Source organism: Microbacterium sp. NPDC055442 (assembly GCF_053644215.1).
Genome location: NZ_JBSHLF010000006.1, coordinates 147,283 through 162,596, shown reverse-complemented (window position 1 = coordinate 162,596; position 15,314 = coordinate 147,283). Strand labels below are relative to the sequence as shown.

General features: G+C 70.9%; 16 protein-coding genes. 4 read left to right on the top strand and 12 right to left on the bottom strand.

What is annotated here, in order from left to right:
* Positions 1-330: 330 nt before the first annotated feature.
* Positions 331-1,116, bottom strand: a complete 786-nt coding sequence (locus tag ACWIBS_RS14245; RefSeq protein ID WP_376131484.1) for an IclR family transcriptional regulator — start codon at positions 1,114-1,116, stop codon at positions 331-333.
* 199 nt (positions 1,117-1,315) lie between these two features.
* Here ACWIBS_RS14245 and ACWIBS_RS14240 point away from each other — a divergent pair, with 199 nt between their 5' ends.
* From ACWIBS_RS14240 to ACWIBS_RS14230, 3 genes are read left to right on the top strand one after another with little or no spacing between them, the layout of a single operon-like run.
* On the top strand, positions 1,316-2,086 hold the full coding sequence (locus tag ACWIBS_RS14240) for a CoA transferase subunit A (RefSeq protein ID WP_376131487.1): 771 nt from the start codon (positions 1,316-1,318) through the stop codon (positions 2,084-2,086).
* A 1-nt stretch (position 2,087) separates the two neighbouring features.
* Positions 2,088-2,738, top strand: a complete 651-nt coding sequence (locus ACWIBS_RS14235) for a CoA transferase subunit B (protein WP_376131490.1) — start codon at positions 2,088-2,090, stop codon at positions 2,736-2,738.
* On the top strand, positions 2,735-3,919 hold the full coding sequence (locus ACWIBS_RS14230; protein WP_376131493.1) for an acetyl-CoA C-acetyltransferase: 1,185 nt from the start codon (positions 2,735-2,737) through the stop codon (positions 3,917-3,919). Before ACWIBS_RS14235 ends, ACWIBS_RS14230 begins: the two co-directional genes overlap by 4 nt.
* Before the next feature lie 55 nt (positions 3,920-3,974).
* Here ACWIBS_RS14230 and ACWIBS_RS14225 read toward each other — a convergent pair whose 3' ends face one another.
* From ACWIBS_RS14225 to ACWIBS_RS14175, 11 genes are all read right to left on the bottom strand, one after another.
* Positions 3,975-5,069, bottom strand: coding sequence for an FAD-dependent oxidoreductase (locus ACWIBS_RS14225; protein ID WP_376130936.1), 1,095 nt, complete (start codon positions 5,067-5,069; stop codon positions 3,975-3,977).
* Between the two features lie 352 nt (positions 5,070-5,421).
* Positions 5,422-6,192: an enoyl-CoA hydratase/isomerase family protein gene (locus tag ACWIBS_RS14220; RefSeq protein ID WP_376130939.1), complete on the bottom strand. Its 771-nt coding sequence runs from the start codon at positions 6,190-6,192 to the stop codon at positions 5,422-5,424.
* 39 nt (positions 6,193-6,231) lie between these two features.
* Entirely contained in the window at positions 6,232-7,353 is a 1,122-nt protein-coding gene (gene paaE, locus ACWIBS_RS14215; protein WP_376130942.1) for a 1,2-phenylacetyl-CoA epoxidase subunit PaaE, read from the bottom strand.
* On the bottom strand, positions 7,353-7,835 hold the full coding sequence (paaD, locus tag ACWIBS_RS14210; protein ID WP_376130945.1) for a 1,2-phenylacetyl-CoA epoxidase subunit PaaD: 483 nt from the start codon (positions 7,833-7,835) through the stop codon (positions 7,353-7,355). The genes paaE and paaD overlap by 1 nt, the downstream gene beginning before the upstream one ends.
* Positions 7,829-8,614 carry a 1,2-phenylacetyl-CoA epoxidase subunit PaaC gene (gene paaC, locus ACWIBS_RS14205; protein WP_376130982.1) on the bottom strand — a complete coding sequence of 262 codons (786 nt, stop codon included), beginning with the start codon at positions 8,612-8,614 and terminating at the stop codon, positions 7,829-7,831. The genes paaD and paaC overlap by 7 nt, the downstream gene beginning before the upstream one ends.
* 200 nt (positions 8,615-8,814) lie before the next feature.
* A complete protein-coding gene (gene paaB, locus ACWIBS_RS14200) occupies positions 8,815-9,120 on the bottom strand; it encodes a 1,2-phenylacetyl-CoA epoxidase subunit PaaB (RefSeq protein ID WP_376130948.1) in 306 nt (101 codons plus the stop codon).
* Complete coding sequence (gene paaA, locus ACWIBS_RS14195; protein ID WP_376130951.1) at positions 9,120-10,091, bottom strand: 1,2-phenylacetyl-CoA epoxidase subunit PaaA; 972 nt, start codon at positions 10,089-10,091, stop codon at positions 9,120-9,122. The genes paaB and paaA overlap by 1 nt, the downstream gene beginning before the upstream one ends.
* Positions 10,092-10,135: 44 nt before the next feature.
* A complete protein-coding gene (gene paaI / locus ACWIBS_RS14190; protein ID WP_376130954.1) occupies positions 10,136-10,555 on the bottom strand; it encodes a hydroxyphenylacetyl-CoA thioesterase PaaI in 420 nt (139 codons plus the stop codon).
* Positions 10,552-12,714, bottom strand: coding sequence for a phenylacetic acid degradation bifunctional protein PaaZ (paaZ, locus tag ACWIBS_RS14185; protein ID WP_376130956.1), 2,163 nt, complete (start codon positions 12,712-12,714; stop codon positions 10,552-10,554). The genes paaI and paaZ overlap by 4 nt, the downstream gene beginning before the upstream one ends.
* A complete protein-coding gene (locus ACWIBS_RS14180; protein ID WP_376130959.1) occupies positions 12,711-13,616 on the bottom strand; it encodes a 3-hydroxyacyl-CoA dehydrogenase family protein in 906 nt (301 codons plus the stop codon). The genes paaZ and ACWIBS_RS14180 overlap by 4 nt, the downstream gene beginning before the upstream one ends.
* A complete protein-coding gene (locus ACWIBS_RS14175; RefSeq protein ID WP_376130962.1) occupies positions 13,613-14,359 on the bottom strand; it encodes an enoyl-CoA hydratase/isomerase family protein in 747 nt (248 codons plus the stop codon). The genes ACWIBS_RS14180 and ACWIBS_RS14175 overlap by 4 nt, the downstream gene beginning before the upstream one ends.
* Before the next feature lie 115 nt (positions 14,360-14,474).
* On the opposite strand from ACWIBS_RS14175, the gene ACWIBS_RS14170 reads away from it, so the two are divergent.
* On the top strand, positions 14,475-15,107 hold the full coding sequence (locus ACWIBS_RS14170; protein ID WP_376130965.1) for a TetR/AcrR family transcriptional regulator: 633 nt from the start codon (positions 14,475-14,477) through the stop codon (positions 15,105-15,107).
* Positions 15,108-15,314 lie beyond the last annotated feature (207 nt).

The following is a 15,314-nucleotide window of genomic DNA, read 5'->3' as shown; positions in this document are numbered from 1 at the left end:
GGCCGGTCCGCCGTCCCGCCCTGCGCGCCCCGCCGCGCCCGCCCCGCCTCGCCGCGCCCGCCGCGCCCCGTCCGCTGTGCCGCCGTCCCGCAGCGCCCCGTCCGCCGCGCCGCTGTCCCGCAGCGCCGCTGTGCCGCCGTCCCGCAGCGCCCCGTGCCGCCGTCCCGCCGCGCCCGCCGCGCCGCTGTGCCGCCGCGCCGCTGTGCCGCCGTGCGCCCGCCCTGCCCTGCCCGCCCCGTCCCGCCGCTTGTATCGACTTGCGGCTTTTGCGTGAACCGCCCCGCGCGTCGTCGACAAAGGACGCAAGTCAACGGACGGGGTCGACGGGCGTCAGCGGCCCGAGGCGACGATGCGCGAGGTCAGCTGATGAGCGTGGGCGAGGAGCGTGCGGCCGAGCGTCGCGAGGCGGTCGGGGCCGAAACGGAAGTGCACGCCCGTCAGGCTCAGCGCCCACTGCGGATGCCCCTCGCGCGTGAACACCGCCGCGCCGATGCCGTAGCTGCCTTCGACGATGAGGCCGGGGTTCACGGCGTAGCCGCGCTCCTGCGTCTCGCGAAGTCGCGCCCGCAGGCGCGGCTCGCCGTGCGCTACGCCCCACTGACCATCGAGTTCAGGATGCCGCTCCAGATACTCGTCCACATCGTGAGGCGGCAGGAACGACAGAATCGCGAGCCCCGCCGACGCGACGCCGAGCGGAAACCGCACGCCCTCGGACAGCACGAACGACCGGATGGGGAAGCTGCCCTCTTCGCGCAGCAGGCACACCGTCTCATCGCCGCGGCGCACGGAGAGGAAGGCGCTCTCCTCGGTGCGCACGGCGAGCGAGCGGACGATGTCGCGCGCGATCCCCGTGATGTCGTAGCGGGATGCTGCGACCTGGCCCATGAGATAGAGCTCGGGGCCCGGAGTCCAGCGCCCCGTCTGCTCGTCCTGGTCGACGAGCCCCTCGTTCCGGAGCGCCTGCAGCAGTCGGTGCGCCGTCGGCCGGGTGAGCTCAGCGCGGCGGGCGAGGTCGGACACCGCCACCCCCTCACCGCCGCCCTGCGTCACGAGGCGGAGCAGGCGCGCCGCGCGGGCGACCGACTGCGCGCCGGGAATGGTCGCGGGAGTGTCCACGATATGGACGGTACGCCGATCCCGGTCCACATGGCAACCGTGGCCTGGCCTTCGCGCGTCCGGCTGGCGGAGGATGTGTGCACAACTCCTCAGGAATCACCACGCGTCCGTGGGCGACCCGCGGAAATCCGCTGGTCTCCGCGCCGGCACCAAAAGGACTTCTGGAGTTGTGCACAAGCACTCGCGCGAAGGAGCACATGTGATCGACAAGACGTGGGAATCGGCCGCAGCCGCGGTCGCAGACATCCCGGACGGCGCCTCACTCGCCGTCGGCGGATTCGGCCTCTCGGGCAACCCGATCGCCCTCATCGAGGCCCTGCTCGCGCAGGGCACGGGCGATCTCAGCATCGTGAGCAACAACTGCGGCGTCGATGACTGGGGGCTCGGGGTGCTGCTCAACGCCAAGCGCATCCGCAAGATGACCTCGTCGTACGTCGGCGAGAACAAGGAGTTCGAGCGGCAGTTCCTCTCGGGCGAGCTCGAACTCGAGCTCACTCCCCAGGGCACGCTCGCCGAGAAGCTCCGCGCGGGCGGCTCGGGCATCGCCGCCTTCTACACGCAGACCGGCGTCGGCACACAGGTCGCCGAGGGCGGACTCCCCCGCCGCTACGACGGCGACGGCGGCATCGCCGTGGCATCCCCCGCGAAGGACGTCCGCACGTTCGAGACCTCGGGTGAGCCGCGCGAGTACGTGCTCGAAGAGGCGATCGTGACCGACTACGCGCTCGTGCACGCACTCAAGGGCGACCGGCACGGAAACCTCGTCTTCAACAAGGCGGCACGCAACTTCAACCCGCTGGCCGCGATGGCCGGCCGCGTCTGCATCGCACAGGTCGAGGAGCTCGTCGAGCCCGGCGAACTCGACCCCGACAGCATCCACCTGCCCGGCATCTATGTGCACCGCATCATCGAGGTGGGCACCGACATCGAGAAGCGCATCGAGCGCCGCACCGTTCGAGAAGGGAACTGACATGGCACTGACTCGTCAAGAGATGGCCGCCCGCGCGGCGCTCGAGCTCGCTGACGGCGCATACGTCAACCTCGGGATTGGACTGCCGACGCTCGTGCCGAACTACGTCCCCGACGGCGTCACGGTCGTGCTGCAGTCCGAGAACGGGATCCTCGGGGTCGGGCCGTATCCGACGGAGGACAACGTCGATCCCGACCTCATCAACGCCGGCAAGGAGACCGTGACGACGCTGCCGGGCACGGCGTTCTTCGACTCGGCGATGAGCTTCGGCATGATCCGCGGCGGCAAGATCGACGCCGCGATCCTCGGCGCCATGCAGGTCTCGGCGAAGGGCGACCTCGCGAACTGGATGATCCCCGGCAAGATGGTCAAGGGCCCGGGCGGCGCGATGGATCTCGTGCACGGCGCGGGCAAGGTCATCGTGCTCATGGAGCACGTCGCGCGGGACGGCTCCGCCAAGATCGTCGACGACTGCTCGCTGCCCCTCACGGGCCGCGGCGTAGTCGACCGCATCATCACGGACCTCGCCGTCATCGACGTGACCGATGATGGTCTCGTGCTCATCGAGACCGCCCCGGGCGTCACGGTCGACGAGGTCGTCGCCGCGACCGAGCCGGAGCTCACCATCGCGATCGAAAGGACACCCGCATGAACACCGACGACATCGTCATCGTCGCCGCCGCGCGCACGCCGCAGGGGCGCCTCAAGGGCCAGCTCGCCTCGCTGACCGCACCGCAGCTGGGCTCGCTCGCGATCAAGGGCGCGCTCGACAAGAGCGGCATCCCGGCCGGGGCCGTCGACGCCGTGATCGTCGGGCAGGTGCTGGCCGCCGGGTCGGGGCAGAATGCCGCGCGCCAGGCCGCCGTCGGCGCCGGTATCGGCTGGGACGTGCACGCCGGCAGCGTCAACAAGGTCTGCCTCTCGGGGCTCACGGCCATCATCGACGCGGCGCGGATGCTGCGCGTCGGCGACGCGACGGTCGTCGTCGCCGCGGGCATGGAGTCGATGACCCGCTCGCCGCACCTGCTCATGGGGTCGCGCGACGGCTGGACCTACGGCTCGGTCGAGGTGCTCGACCACATGGCGCACGACGGCCTCACCGACGCGTACGACAACGAGAGCATGGGCACGTCGACCGAGCGCCACAACGAGCGGTTCGAGATCACGCGCGAAGCACAGGATGCCGTCGCGGCACGCTCGCACCAGCGCGCGGCCGCCGCATACGACGAGGGCGTCTTCGAGGCCGAGATCGTGCCGGTCGAGATCCCCCAGCGGCGCGGCGAGCCCGTCGTCGTGACGCGCGACGAAGGCATCCGGCCCGACACGACGGTCGAGTCCCTCGCCGGGCTTCGCCCCGCGTTCGCGAGGGACGGGTCGATCACGGCCGGCAACGCGTCGCAGATCTCCGACGGCGCCTCCGCCGTCGTGCTCACGACCCGTGCGCACGCCGACGCGAACGGCTGGGATGTGCTCGCGGTCGTCGGCGCCTCCGGCCAGGTCGCGGGGCCGGACAACTCGCTGCACGCGCAGCCGGCGCGCGCGATCGAGAAGGCGCTGGCCAAGCAGGGCATGAGCGCGTCCGACCTCGACCTCGTCGAGATCAACGAGGCCTTCGGCGCCGTCGTGGCCCGGTCGCAGACCGAGCTCGGTCTGTCGGATGACGTCGTCAACCCGCACGGCGGCGGCATCGCGATCGGCCACCCGATCGGCGCCTCCGGCAACCGCCTCGTCGTGCACGCCGTGCACGAACTCGTCCGCCGCGGCAGCGGTACGGCGGCGGTCGCCCTGTGCGGTGGCGGCGGTCAGGGCGACGCCCTCATCCTCACCCGCTGACCGGCACCCGGCACCTATACCGCGAGACTGCAACGGCAGGTCGAGACGGCGGGGTTCACCCGCTGGCTCGACCTGCCGTTGCAGTCTCGCGGGCTTTTTCGTCGCGCAGGATCGCCCGCACGGCGGCGTGACCGGCACGGTTCGCGCCGATCGTGGACTGCGACGGTCCGTAGCCGATGAGGAAGAGGCGCGGCTCATCCAGCGCACGTGAGTCCGCGACGCGGATGCCGCCCTCCGGCGTGCGCAGCCGCAGCGGCGCGAGGTGGTCGATCGCCGCGCGGAAGCCGGTCGCCCACAGGATCGTGTCGAGCGCAATGAACGAGCCGTCCGGCATGCGGACGCCGTCCTCCTCGATCGAGACGAACATCGGATGCCGCACCAGAACTCCGCGCGCCTGTGCGGCGCGCGCCCACGGCGTCCAATGCATGCCGGTGACCGAGATGACGCTCCCGGGCGGCAGGCCCCGGCGCACCCGATCCTCCACGCCGGCGATCGCGGCGATCCTCGCCGGGATGTCGAACGCCTCCTCGGCCCACTGCGGCTCGCGGCGCGTGAACCAGACCGTCTCCGCGACGTGCGAGATCTCCTCGAGCAGCTGCACGGCCGAGATCCCCGCACCCACGATTCCGACGCGCTGACCGGCGAAGTCCGTCGCGTCCGTGTAGTCGGACACGTGCAGCTGGCGTCCGCGGAACCTCTCCCGCCCGCGATAGTGCGGCCAGAACGGGCGGGTCCATGTTCCCGTCGCGTTGATGACGTAACGCGCGGCCCACGCGCCGCGATCCGAGTCGACGAGCAGCCTCTCGCCCGCGTCGCGCACTGCGGTGACCCGCACGGGACGGAGCACCTCGAGGGCGAACCGTTCTTCGTACTCGGAGAAGTACGGCGGCAGCGCGGAGCGACTGGACTCGTGATCCCCGAGCGCGGGAACCGGGAATCCGGGCAGTTCGTGGATGCCGTTGACCGTGCCCATCCGCAAGGATTCCCAGCGGTGCTGCCAGGCTCCGCCGGGACGTTCGTTCGCGTCGAGCACGACGAAGCTCGGAGCATCGCCCTGCACCGAGAACCCGCGGCGTCGCAGGTGATAGGCGGCCGAGAGTCCCGCCTGGCCGGCGCCGATCACGACGACGTCGACTTCACGGGCTTCCATACCGGCTCCCAACGCCCGCCCCCGCACCCCCATTCCGCCCGCGCCCATCGACCGCGAGACTGCGTCGGCAGGTCGAGACAGCGGGTAGACCCCGCAGTCTCGCCGTCCCGATGCAGTCTCGCGGATATCCGCGGCGCGGTGGGGGCGCCCGCCGCCATCACCCCTGCGCTCGCGCTACCGATACGCGCTCGCGCTACCGACACGCGCACGAGCTACCGATACGCGCTCGCGCTACCGATACGTGCACGAGCTACCGATCGAAAGGGGGCGCGCGCAGGTTTCGGTAGCGCGACGCACACCGAACACCGCGCGTATGCGCGATCACCTCGGCGGCGGACCTCGGCGGCGGGCCTCAGCGTCCTTCGAACCGGGGCTTGCGCTTCTCCTGGAAGGCCGCGAACCCCTCGCGATAGTCGTCGGTGTCGCACAGCGCCGCTTGTGCGGCGTTCTCGACGTCGACCGACTCCCACAGGGCGAGCCGCTCATCGCGCAGGCGCGCGACGAGCTTCTTGCTGGCGACGAAGGCCGCGGTCGCTCCGGATGCCGCATGCTCGGCGGCCTCGATGGTCGCCGCCCGTACGTCCTCGGCCGGCAGGACTCGTGAGAACAGGCCCGACTCGACCGCCTCCGTCCCGGACATCAGGCGCCCCGTGTAGATGAGGTCGAGCGTCTTGTGGGCCCCGAGCCGCTCATAGAAGAGGGCGTGCCCGCCCGAGTCGAGCGTCGCGCCGAGCCCCGCGAACGGCGAGCCGATCTTGGCCGAGTCAGCCACGTAGACGACGTCGGTCGCGATGAGCAGACCGAGGCCGACACCGAGGCACGCGCCGTGGGCCGCGGCGAACGTCGGCGCCGGAAACTCCGCCATGCGGCGCAGCAGCGGCGTCACGAGCCCGCCGAGGTAGCCCATGACGTCGTCGTCGCGGGGGTCGACGCCCGAGATGTCGCGCCCCGCGCAGAAGGCGCGGCCCTCGCCGCGCAGCACGAGGGCACGCACGCCCGCGGCGGCCGCCTCGGCATACGCGCGGTCGAGGTCTCGGATCGCCGCTTCATCCAGCGCGTTGAGCTTGTCGGGGTTGTCGAGCACGACGTGCGCGACCGTGCCGTCGATGGTGAGCTCGATCATGGTTCTCCTCTCGCGGATGCTGCGAGCCGCGGCATCCGTTCACACGTCGTAGTCGACGACGACCCGATCGCTCGTCGGGTGCGATTGGCAGGTGAGCACGTAGCCGCGTTCCAGCTCGTCGGGTTCGAGCGCGTAGTTCTCGGTCATCGTGACGGAACCGTCGACGAGAAGCGCGCGGCAGGTGCCGCACACTCCGCCTGAGCACGCGAACGGCACGTCTCCGCGCACGCGCAGCGCCGCGTTGAGGATCGACTCGTTGGCGCTGACCGGGCTGTCAACGCTCTGCGACTGCCCGTCGAGCGAGAACTCGATGCGCCGCACCGGCTCGTCGTCACGCACGAGGACCGGCCGGCCGGCATCGGGCAGCTCGGCACCGGGCTCTCCCGTCGTGAACAGCTCGAATCTCACGTGGGCGGGGTCGACGCCGACGTCCTCGAGCGTGTCTCGGCACAGCTGCACGAGATCGAACGGCCCGCACAGGAACCATTCGTCGACCGTCTCGGGGAGGACGAGCGAATCCAGGATGCGCCGCAGCCGATCTTCGTCGATGCGGCCCGACAGCAGCGGCGCCGACCGCTGCTCTCGCGAGAGCACGTGGTGCAGCGCGAGCCGCGTCGGGTAGCGGTCCTTGAGGTCGGCGAGCTCTTCGAGGAACATGACGTCGGTCGTCGAGCGGTTGGTGAAGACGAGCGTGAACCGCGACGTGTCCGACCGGCCCAGCACGGTCGCGGCGAGGGCCATGAGCGGCGTGATGCCCGATCCGGCGGCGATGCCGGCGACGTGCGCGCCGTCGAGATCGGCCAGACCCGACGTGAACGTGCCCTGCGGGCTCATGACGTCGATCTTGTCGCCGGGCTTGAGCTCGGTCTGCGCCCAGCTCGAAAACCGGCCGCCCTGGTCGCGCTTGATCGCGACGCTGATCGTGCGGGGACCGTCGCCTCCGCCGCCCGCGTCGACCGCCCGGCACAGCGAGTACGAGCGTCGCACCTCGTGGCCGTCGATGCGCGTGCGCAGGGCGACGTGCTGGCCGGCGAAGTAGTCGAAATCGCCGCGCAGCTGCTCGGGGACCGCGAAGGTCACCTCGACGGCGTTGTCGGTGAGGGGGCGCACGGCGCCCACCCGCAGTGTGTGGAAGCGGCCGCGCCGGCGCGTCGTCGTCATCAGTGCACCCGGAAGTGGTCGAAGGGCTCGAGACACGCGCGGCATTCCCACAGCGCCTTGCACGAGGTGGAGCCGAAGCGCGAGATCTCGCGGGTGTCCAGCGATCCGCAGCGCGGGCACTTCACGCCCAGCTGCAGACGCACGACACCGACGGCAGCCCGGCCGGTCGGCGGTGCGATGCCGAACTCCTCGAGCTTGCGCTTGCCGGCATCGGTCATCCAGTCCGTCGTCCACGCGGGCGAGAGCACGAGTCTGACGTCGACGTCGTCGTAACCGGCGGCACCGAGCGTGAGCTCGAGGTCTTCGCGGATCGTGTCCATCGCGGGGCAGCCCGAGTAGGTCGGCGTGATCGTCACGGTGACCCGGGCGCCGTCGACGCGGACGTCACGCAGCACACCGAGGTCTTCGATCGTGAGCGCCGGGACCTCGGGGTCGAGCACGCCCGCCGCGACGGACCAGGCGTCGGGAAGTGCGGTCACCATGTCGCCCCCGGATGCTGTCGCGCGAGCACCTGCATCTCGGCGAGCAGGTAGCCGAGCGTCGAGAAATGCCGGCCGTGGCGACCGCCCGCCGACGAGCCGGGGACCTGCGGCACCTCGAGCTCTGCTTCGGCGAACACAGCCGCGATGACGGCGTCGAAGGCGGGTCGAAGCGTCGACGGACGCACGGCGACGCCGTCCTCGGCGAGCGCATCCGTGAGCGGTTCGTCACGGAACAGCTCGTCGACGTAGGGCCACACGTCGCCGACGGCGCGGATCATGCGACGCCGCGACTCGTCGGTACCTCCGGCGAGGCGCAGCGTCCACTGCACGGCATGGTCGCGGTGGTACTCGACCTCCTTCACGGACTTCGCGGCGATCGCGGCGAGCGTCACGTCGGTCGAACGCTGCAGCGCCGTGTAGAGCTCGAAAAGATAGACGGATGCCACGAGCTGACGCGCGATCGTCTGCGCGAAGTCGCCGTTGGGCTGCTCGAAGAGCCATGCGCTGCGGAAGTCGGGCTCGTCGCGCCAGTAGGCGAGGTCGTCTTCGGTGCGTCCGCTCGCCGTTCCCGCGTAGCGCAGGAGCGATCGGGCGTGGCCCAGCAGGTCGAGCGCGATGTTGGCGAGCGCGACGTCTTCCTCGAGCTCGGGAGCTTTCGCGATCCAAGCGCTCAGCTGCTGCGCGAGGATGAGCGCGTCGTCGCCGAGCCACAGGGCGTACTCCCCCGCCTCGGGCGAGGCGACGGCGTCGCCCCCCGACAGCTCGGCGGACAGCTCGATCTGCTCGACCGTGACCTCGCCGTGGCCGCCGGATGCCTCCGGCCCGTGACCGTGTTCCGGCCCCTGTCCCTGAGCCTGCCCTGGCCCCTGCCCCGGTCCCTGAGCCTGCCCCGCTCCCTGAGCCTGCCCCGGTCCCTGAGCTTGCCGAAGGGTCGACGGTTCGACACGCTCACCGACCAGCGGGTTGGACGTCGGCCCGTTCACAGGTGCGGCACCCCCTCGGACGCCGTGTAGTACACGGCGTGCCGGTAGTTCTTTCCCGCGGGACTCTCGAAGAACGCGCCCTTCGAGTCCGGGTCGCTCGTCGTGATCGCCTCTGCGGGCACGACCCACACCGAGGTGCCCTCGCCGCGGCGCGTATACAGGTCGCGCGCGTTGCGCAGCGCCATGTCGGCGTCGGGCGCGTGCAGCGATCCCGCATGCACGTGCGACAAGCCGCGGTTCGCGCGGACGAAGACCTCCCACAGGGGCCAGGTCTCGCGGTCGGAGACTCCGGGCGCCGCCATCAGGCTGCCCGCCCCTCTGCCTTCGCGGCCTGCTTGCGCGCATACTCGGCCGCTGCCTCGCGCACCCACGCACCCTCGTCGTGGGCGTTGCGACGGTTCCGGATGCGCTCGGCGTTCATGGGTCCGCGGCCGGAGAGCACCTCGTTGAACTCGGTCCAGTCGATCTCGCTCGTGTGCCAGCGCTGCGCGTCCTCATCCCACCGGAGTTCGGGATCGGGCAGCGTGACACCCAGGATCTCGGCCTGGGGCACCAGCATCCCGATGAATCGCTGCCGCAGTTCGTCGTTCGAGAAGCGCTTGATCTTCCAGGCCATCGACTGCGCCGAGTTCGGCGAGGCATCGTCGGGCGGACCGAACATCATGAGCGAGGGCCAGTACCAGCGGTTGACCGAGTCCTGCGCCATCTCGCGCTGCGCTTCGCTGCCGCGCATGAGCGTCAGCAGGATCTCGAAGCCCTGCCGCTGGTGGAACGACTCCTCTTTGCAGATGCGCACCATCGCGCGACCGTACGGTCCGTACGATGCGCGGCACAGCGGCACCTGGTTGCAGATCGCGGCGCCGTCGACGAGCCATCCGATCGCGCCCATGTCGGCCCAGGTCGGCGTCGGATAGTTGAAGATCGACGAGTACCTCGCCCTGCCCTCGATGAGCTGGTCGGTCATCTCGTCGCGCGTGATCCCGAGGGTCTGCGCGGCCGAATAGAGGTAGAGCCCGTGGCCCGCCTCGTCCTGCACCTTGGCCATCAGGATCGCCTTGCGCTTGAGGCTCGGCGCGCGGGTGATCCAGTTGCCCTCGGGCTGCATGCCGATGATCTCGGAGTGCGCGTGCTGCGAGATCTGTCGGATGAGCGTGCGCCGATAGGCGTCGGGCATCCAGTCGCGCGGCTCGATGCGCTGCTCGGCGGCGATGAGCGCGTCGAAGGTCGCGAGCTCGTCCGCGTCATCCACTGCGGCCAGTTCTGGTGATGTCATCGTCGACTCCGGGTTCGGGGTGCTCTCGAATAACAGAACACTCGTTAAGTAAGTGTAGCGCGGGTCGTGACCGAGCGCCCGCGGAACTCCGCGACGACGCTTCCGTCCTCGTCCCTGACCGTCACGTCGTACACGCCCGTGCGCGCCGTTCCCGCGCGGCGTCGCGCCTCGGCCCGCAGCGTCTGCCCGGCCTTCGTCTGCGCGAGGAACGAGATATCGGCGCCGGCGGCGACCGTCACCTGCTCGTCGTCGTTGCACGCGAGGGCGAACGCCGTGTCGGCGAGCGCGAACACCATGCCGCCGTGGGTCATGCCGAATCCGTTGGTCATGTCGTCGCGGACGAGCATCGACACGGCGCAGTATTCGGGACCATCGTGCTCGATGACCATCCCGAGGGCGGCCGACGCGCGATCTGCCCTGAGCATCGCGCGCTGGCCGGCGAACCACTCGGCCGGGTCGGTCACGCCGGCTCCTTCGCGACGAGCGTGAGCACGTCGTAGGTCGCGACGATCTCGTCGCGCTGGTTGTGGATGACCGCATCCCAGCGCACTTCGCCGTACTCGTCGGTCTCGCGGGGCGTGATCTGCTTCGCCGTGAGGGTCACGCGGATCTCGTCGTCGGGCGAGACGGGCGTGATGAACCGCAGGTTCTCGAGCCCGTAGTTGGCGAGCACCGGGCCCGGCTCGGGGTCGACGAAGAGCCCGGCCGCCCACGACACGAGCAGGTAGCCGTGCGCGACGCGCCCCGGGAAGAACGGGTTCGCCGCGGCGGACTCCTCGTCCATGTGCGCGTAGAAGGTGTCGCCCGTGAAGTGCGCGAACGTCTCGATGTCCTCGAGCGTCACGGTCCGCGATTCCGATGCGATCTGGTCGCCGAGCGAGAGCTCGGACACGGATTTGCGGAACGGATGCCGCCCCTCGGCCCGCGCCGGAGCGCCCTCGTGCCACACGCCGGTGAGCGCCGTGAGCATCTCGGGCGAGCCCTGCACGGCGGTGCGCTGCATGTGGTGCAGCACCGCGCGGATGCCACCGAGCTCCTCGCCGCCGCCGGCGCGGCCGGGACCGCCGTGCACGAGGTGCGGCACGGGAGCGCCGTGGCCCGTCGACGTGCGCGCGTTGTCGCGGCTGAGGAACAGCACGCGACCGTTGAACGCCGCGATGCGGGTCATGAGCTCGACCGCGACATCGGGGTCGTTCGTCGCGACGCTCGTCACGAGCGACCCGCCGCCGAGGTCGACCAGGTGCGCTGCCTCCTCGAGCGTGTCGTAGGCGAGCACGCTCGCGACGGGCCCGAACGCCTCGATGTCGTGGACGGCCGGGGTGGTGGCATCCGAGAACCCGATCAGCACGGGGGCGACGAAGCCGCCGTCGGGGGCGGGGCCCGTCGTGCCGTCGGCGCGCACGACATCGGGTGCATCGGTCGACCCGAGCAGCAGGCGGCCGCCGGCGTCTTCGAGCGCGGCGATCTGGCGCAGCACCTCGTCGCGCTGCTGCGTCGACACGAGCGGCCCCATCGTGACGCCTTCGGCGTGCGGGTCGCCGATGACGACGCGCTCGGCGATCTTCTCGCGCACCGCCTCGACGAACGCGTCGACGGATGCCGCGGGCACGATGGCGCGACGGATCGCCGTGCATTTCTGCCCGGCCTTGGTCGTCATCTCGACCAGGAGCTGCTTTACGTATGCGTCGAACTCGGGGGTTCCCGGCGTCGCGTCCGGGCCCAGCACGGAGGCGTTGATCGAGTCGGTCTCGCTTGTGAAGCGCACGTCGCGGTCGGCCTTGTCGCGCAGCCGCTCGGCCGTCGAGGCGCTGCCGGTGAAGCCGACGAGGTCGCCGAGTCGCACGTGGTCGAACAGGTCCGGCACGGCACCGCTGACCAGCTGCAGCGATCCGTCGGGGAGCAGCCCCGACTCGACGAGGATGCGCACCCACGCTTCGGCGATGTACGCCGTGGGTGTGGCGGGCTTGACGACGGTCGGCACGCCCGCCAGGAAGGCGGGGGCGAATTTCTCGAGGGCTCCCCACATGGGGAAGTTGAAGGCGTTGATCTGCACCGCGACGCCGGGGAGACGCGTGTACACGTGCCGGCCGAGGAACGAGCCGTCCTTCGAGAGCGGCTCGGCGGGCCCGTCGACGTACACGGTCGAGTTGGGCAGCTCGCGCCGACCCTTCGACGAGTAGGTGAAGAGCACCCCGATGCCGCCGTCGATGTCGTTCAGTGAGTCGCGCTTGGTCGATCCGGCGCGCAACGACAGGTCGTAGAGCTCTTCACGACGCCCGTTGAGGATCGTCGCGAACTGCTTGAGCAGCACCGCCCGTTCGTGGAACGTGAGGGCGCCGAGGGTGCGCTGTCCCGTCGTGCGCGCGTGGTCCAGCACACCCGCGAGGTCGAGCCCCGCGGTGCTGATCGTCGCGACGACCTCCCCCGTCGACGCGTCCCGCACCTCGGTCCCAGAGCCTGCCCCGACCCCTGAGCCTGCCCCGGCCCCTGAGCTTGCCCCGGCCCCTGAGCTTGCCCCGGCCCCTGAGCTTGCCCCGGTCCCTGAGCTTACCGAAGGGTCGATCGTCGAAGGGTCGGGAGTCCACCACGCGTCGCGCACGTAGCTCGGCAGGATCCGGGTCATGTCTCACTCCATTCGTAGAAGCCTCGACCGCTCTTGCGTCCGAGGTGACCGTCGGCGACCATCCGGCGCAGGAGCGCGGGTGGTGCGAAGCGGTCTCCGAGCTTGTCGTGCAGCTCTTCGGCGATGCCCAGCCGCACGTCGAGGCCGACGATGTCGGTCGTGCGCAGCGGACCGACCGGATGCCGGTAGCCGAGCTCCATCGCACGATCGATGTCCTCGGCCGAGGCGACGCCCTCTTCGAGCATGCGCATCGCCTCGAGCGCGAGGGCGACTCCCAGCCGGCTCGAGGCGAAGCCGGGCGCGTCGCGCACGACGACGGGGGTCTTGCCGAGCGCGGCGACCCACGCGCGGGCGCTGTCGGCGAGCTCGGGGGCGGTCGCGTCGCCGATCACGACCTCGACGAGCGCCGAGGCAGGGACGGGGTTGAAGAAGTGCAGCCCCAGGAACCGCTGCGGGCGCTCGAGGTCGGCGGCGAGGTCGTCGATCGAGATCGACGACGTGTTCGAGGCGAGCACGGCGTCGCCGGGGAGCACCGCCTCCACACGGGCGAGGGCGTCGCGCTTGAGCCCGCGGTCCTCGGGGACGGCTTCGACGACGAGCTCGCACGACGCGAACGCGCGCACGTCGCTGGCGACGGCCAGTGCGGAGGCGAGGGTGTCGAGCGGCAGCGCGGTCGCGCCGCGATCGACCGAGCGAGTGAGCGACTCGAGCACGCGGACGCGGGCCGACTCGGCGGCATCCGGATCCACTTCGACGACCGTGACGTGCGCTCCCGCGAGCACGAAGGCGTGCGCGATCCCGGCGCCCATGCGTCCTCCGCCGAGGACGCCGACGCGGAGGGGTGCGGGTGACTTCCCTTCGGCGGGCTCAGGGACCGGAGACGAGGGGAGCGCGGGGGTCATCGCGACCTCCGGTCGAGGAAGGCGGTCATGCGGCGCTCCTTCTCGGGGCTCTCGAAGAGCTCCGCCTGCAGGTCGAGCTCGATCGCGGGGTGCGCGTCGGCGGGAGCGAGCAGGGCGCGCTTGGTGTGCATCGTCGCGAGCGCGTCGTTGCGCCCGATCCGATCGGCGATCGCGCGCGCCGCGCCGATGAGGTCGCCGGCGGGGTGGATCGCCGAGACGAGCCCCCACGCGAGAGCCTCGTCGGCGTCGAGGATCCGTCCCGTCAGCAGCAGCTCGGCCGCGCGCGCCTCTCCGACGATCTGGGGCAGACGCCAGGTCGCGCCCGCCGCCGCGATGATCCCGAGCCCCGTCTCGGGGTTGCCGATCTTGAGCGCGGGCGAGGCGATGCGGATGTCGGCCGCGTACGCGAGCTCGGCGCCGCCGCCGAGCGCATAGCCGTCGACGGCCGCGATGACCGGCATCGGCAGAGCGCGCACACGGCGGAACGCCGTCGTGTTGATGCCGCGGCGCGCGTCGTCGGCACGGCGGTCGCGCAGCTGGGCGATGTCGGCCCCCGACGCGAAGACGCCACCCGCGCCCGCGAGGATCAGCACGCGCGGCGACGCTTCGAGCTCCGCACAGAGCGCGTGCAGGGCGTCGATCGTCGCCTGGTCGATCGCGTTTCGCGTGCCCGGACGATCGAGTGTCGCGAGCACGTGGGACTCCACGTGCTCGACGCGCAACGCGGTCGGTTCGCCTGACATCCTCGTCCTCTCGCCCCGGTGCGCGGTGATCCGGACCGGCAATTTCTCACCGATCGTTCAGTAATCATGCCAGAATCGAACGCGAGCCCCAAGCGCGCCGATGGGAGACTGAAGCGTGGCATCCGTTCCGGCAACCGAGCAGGCGACTCCCGCGCGCCGCGGTCGCCCGGGCTACTCGCGTGAGCGCATCCTGGCCGTCGCCGTCGATCTGTTCAACGAACGCGGCTACGACGCGACGTCGGTCGCCGACCTCGCGTCCCGGCTCGGGGTGACCAAGTCCGCGCTCTACCACCACTTCGCCTCTCGCGAAGAGCTGCTCGAAGTCGCGGTCGACGACGCCCTGACGGGCCTCGAGACGCTGCTCGACGCGCCCGGCGCCACCTCGGGCACGCCGATCGATCGCCTGCGCTTCGTGCTGCACGGCGCTGTGCTCGTGCTCGTCGAACGACTGCCGTCGGTCACGCTGCTGTTGCGCGTCCGCGGCAACAGCGACGTCGAGCGACGTGCCCTCGATCGCCGACGCACGTTCGATCACCGCGTGACCGCGCTCGTCACCGCCGCACAGCGCGCGGGCGAAGTGCGCTCCGACGTCGACGGTGCGGTCGCGACGCGACTCATGTTCGGGATGGTCAACTCGGTCACCGAGTGGTACCGGCCGGGAGGCGGCCTCGATGCCGACACACTCGCGACCGACACCCTGAGGGTCGCACTCGACGGTCTGGGCATCCGGAATGTGTCGAATGCGTGACATCGCGGTGTCCACCATTTGGTGGACACGACCGCAGGGAGTATTGTCGACTCAGCAACTGGGGCCGACCGCGTTCTTGGGGAAAGCGGTCGCGGAGCGCGCCGAGGACTACTCGTAACCCCTGGCGAGGTCACGACGCGCTCAACACGCAGTCTTCGAGACTGTGTGGCGGCCCCCTCGAGTGGTGCAGTTGGCGCTGACCGCTCG

Excerpts from the sequence above, each read along its gene's own strand:
- ACWIBS_RS14235 (WP_376131490.1), top strand. The coding sequence starts at position 2,088 with ATGGCACTGACTCGTCAAGAGATGGCCGCCCGCGCGGCGCTCGAGCTC.
- ACWIBS_RS14230 (WP_376131493.1), top strand. The coding sequence starts at position 2,735 with ATGAACACCGACGACATCGTCATCGTCGCCGCCGCGCGCACGCCGCAG.
- ACWIBS_RS14225 (WP_376130936.1), bottom strand. The coding sequence starts at position 5,069 with ATGGAAGCCCGTGAAGTCGACGTCGTCGTGATCGGCGCCGGCCAGGCG.
- ACWIBS_RS14220 (WP_376130939.1), bottom strand. The coding sequence starts at position 6,192 with ATGATCGAGCTCACCATCGACGGCACGGTCGCGCACGTCGTGCTCGAC.
- paaE (WP_376130942.1), bottom strand. The coding sequence starts at position 7,353 with ATGACGACGACGCGCCGGCGCGGCCGCTTCCACACACTGCGGGTGGGC.
- paaD (WP_376130945.1), bottom strand. The coding sequence starts at position 7,835 with ATGGTGACCGCACTTCCCGACGCCTGGTCCGTCGCGGCGGGCGTGCTC.
- paaB (WP_376130948.1), bottom strand. The coding sequence starts at position 9,120 with ATGGCGGCGCCCGGAGTCTCCGACCGCGAGACCTGGCCCCTGTGGGAG.
- paaA (WP_376130951.1), bottom strand. The coding sequence starts at position 10,091 with ATGACATCACCAGAACTGGCCGCAGTGGATGACGCGGACGAGCTCGCG.
- paaZ (WP_376130956.1), bottom strand. The coding sequence starts at position 12,714 with ATGACCCGGATCCTGCCGAGCTACGTGCGCGACGCGTGGTGGACTCCC.
- ACWIBS_RS14180 (WP_376130959.1), bottom strand. The coding sequence starts at position 13,616 with ATGACCCCCGCGCTCCCCTCGTCTCCGGTCCCTGAGCCCGCCGAAGGG.
- ACWIBS_RS14175 (WP_376130962.1), bottom strand. The coding sequence starts at position 14,359 with ATGTCAGGCGAACCGACCGCGTTGCGCGTCGAGCACGTGGAGTCCCAC.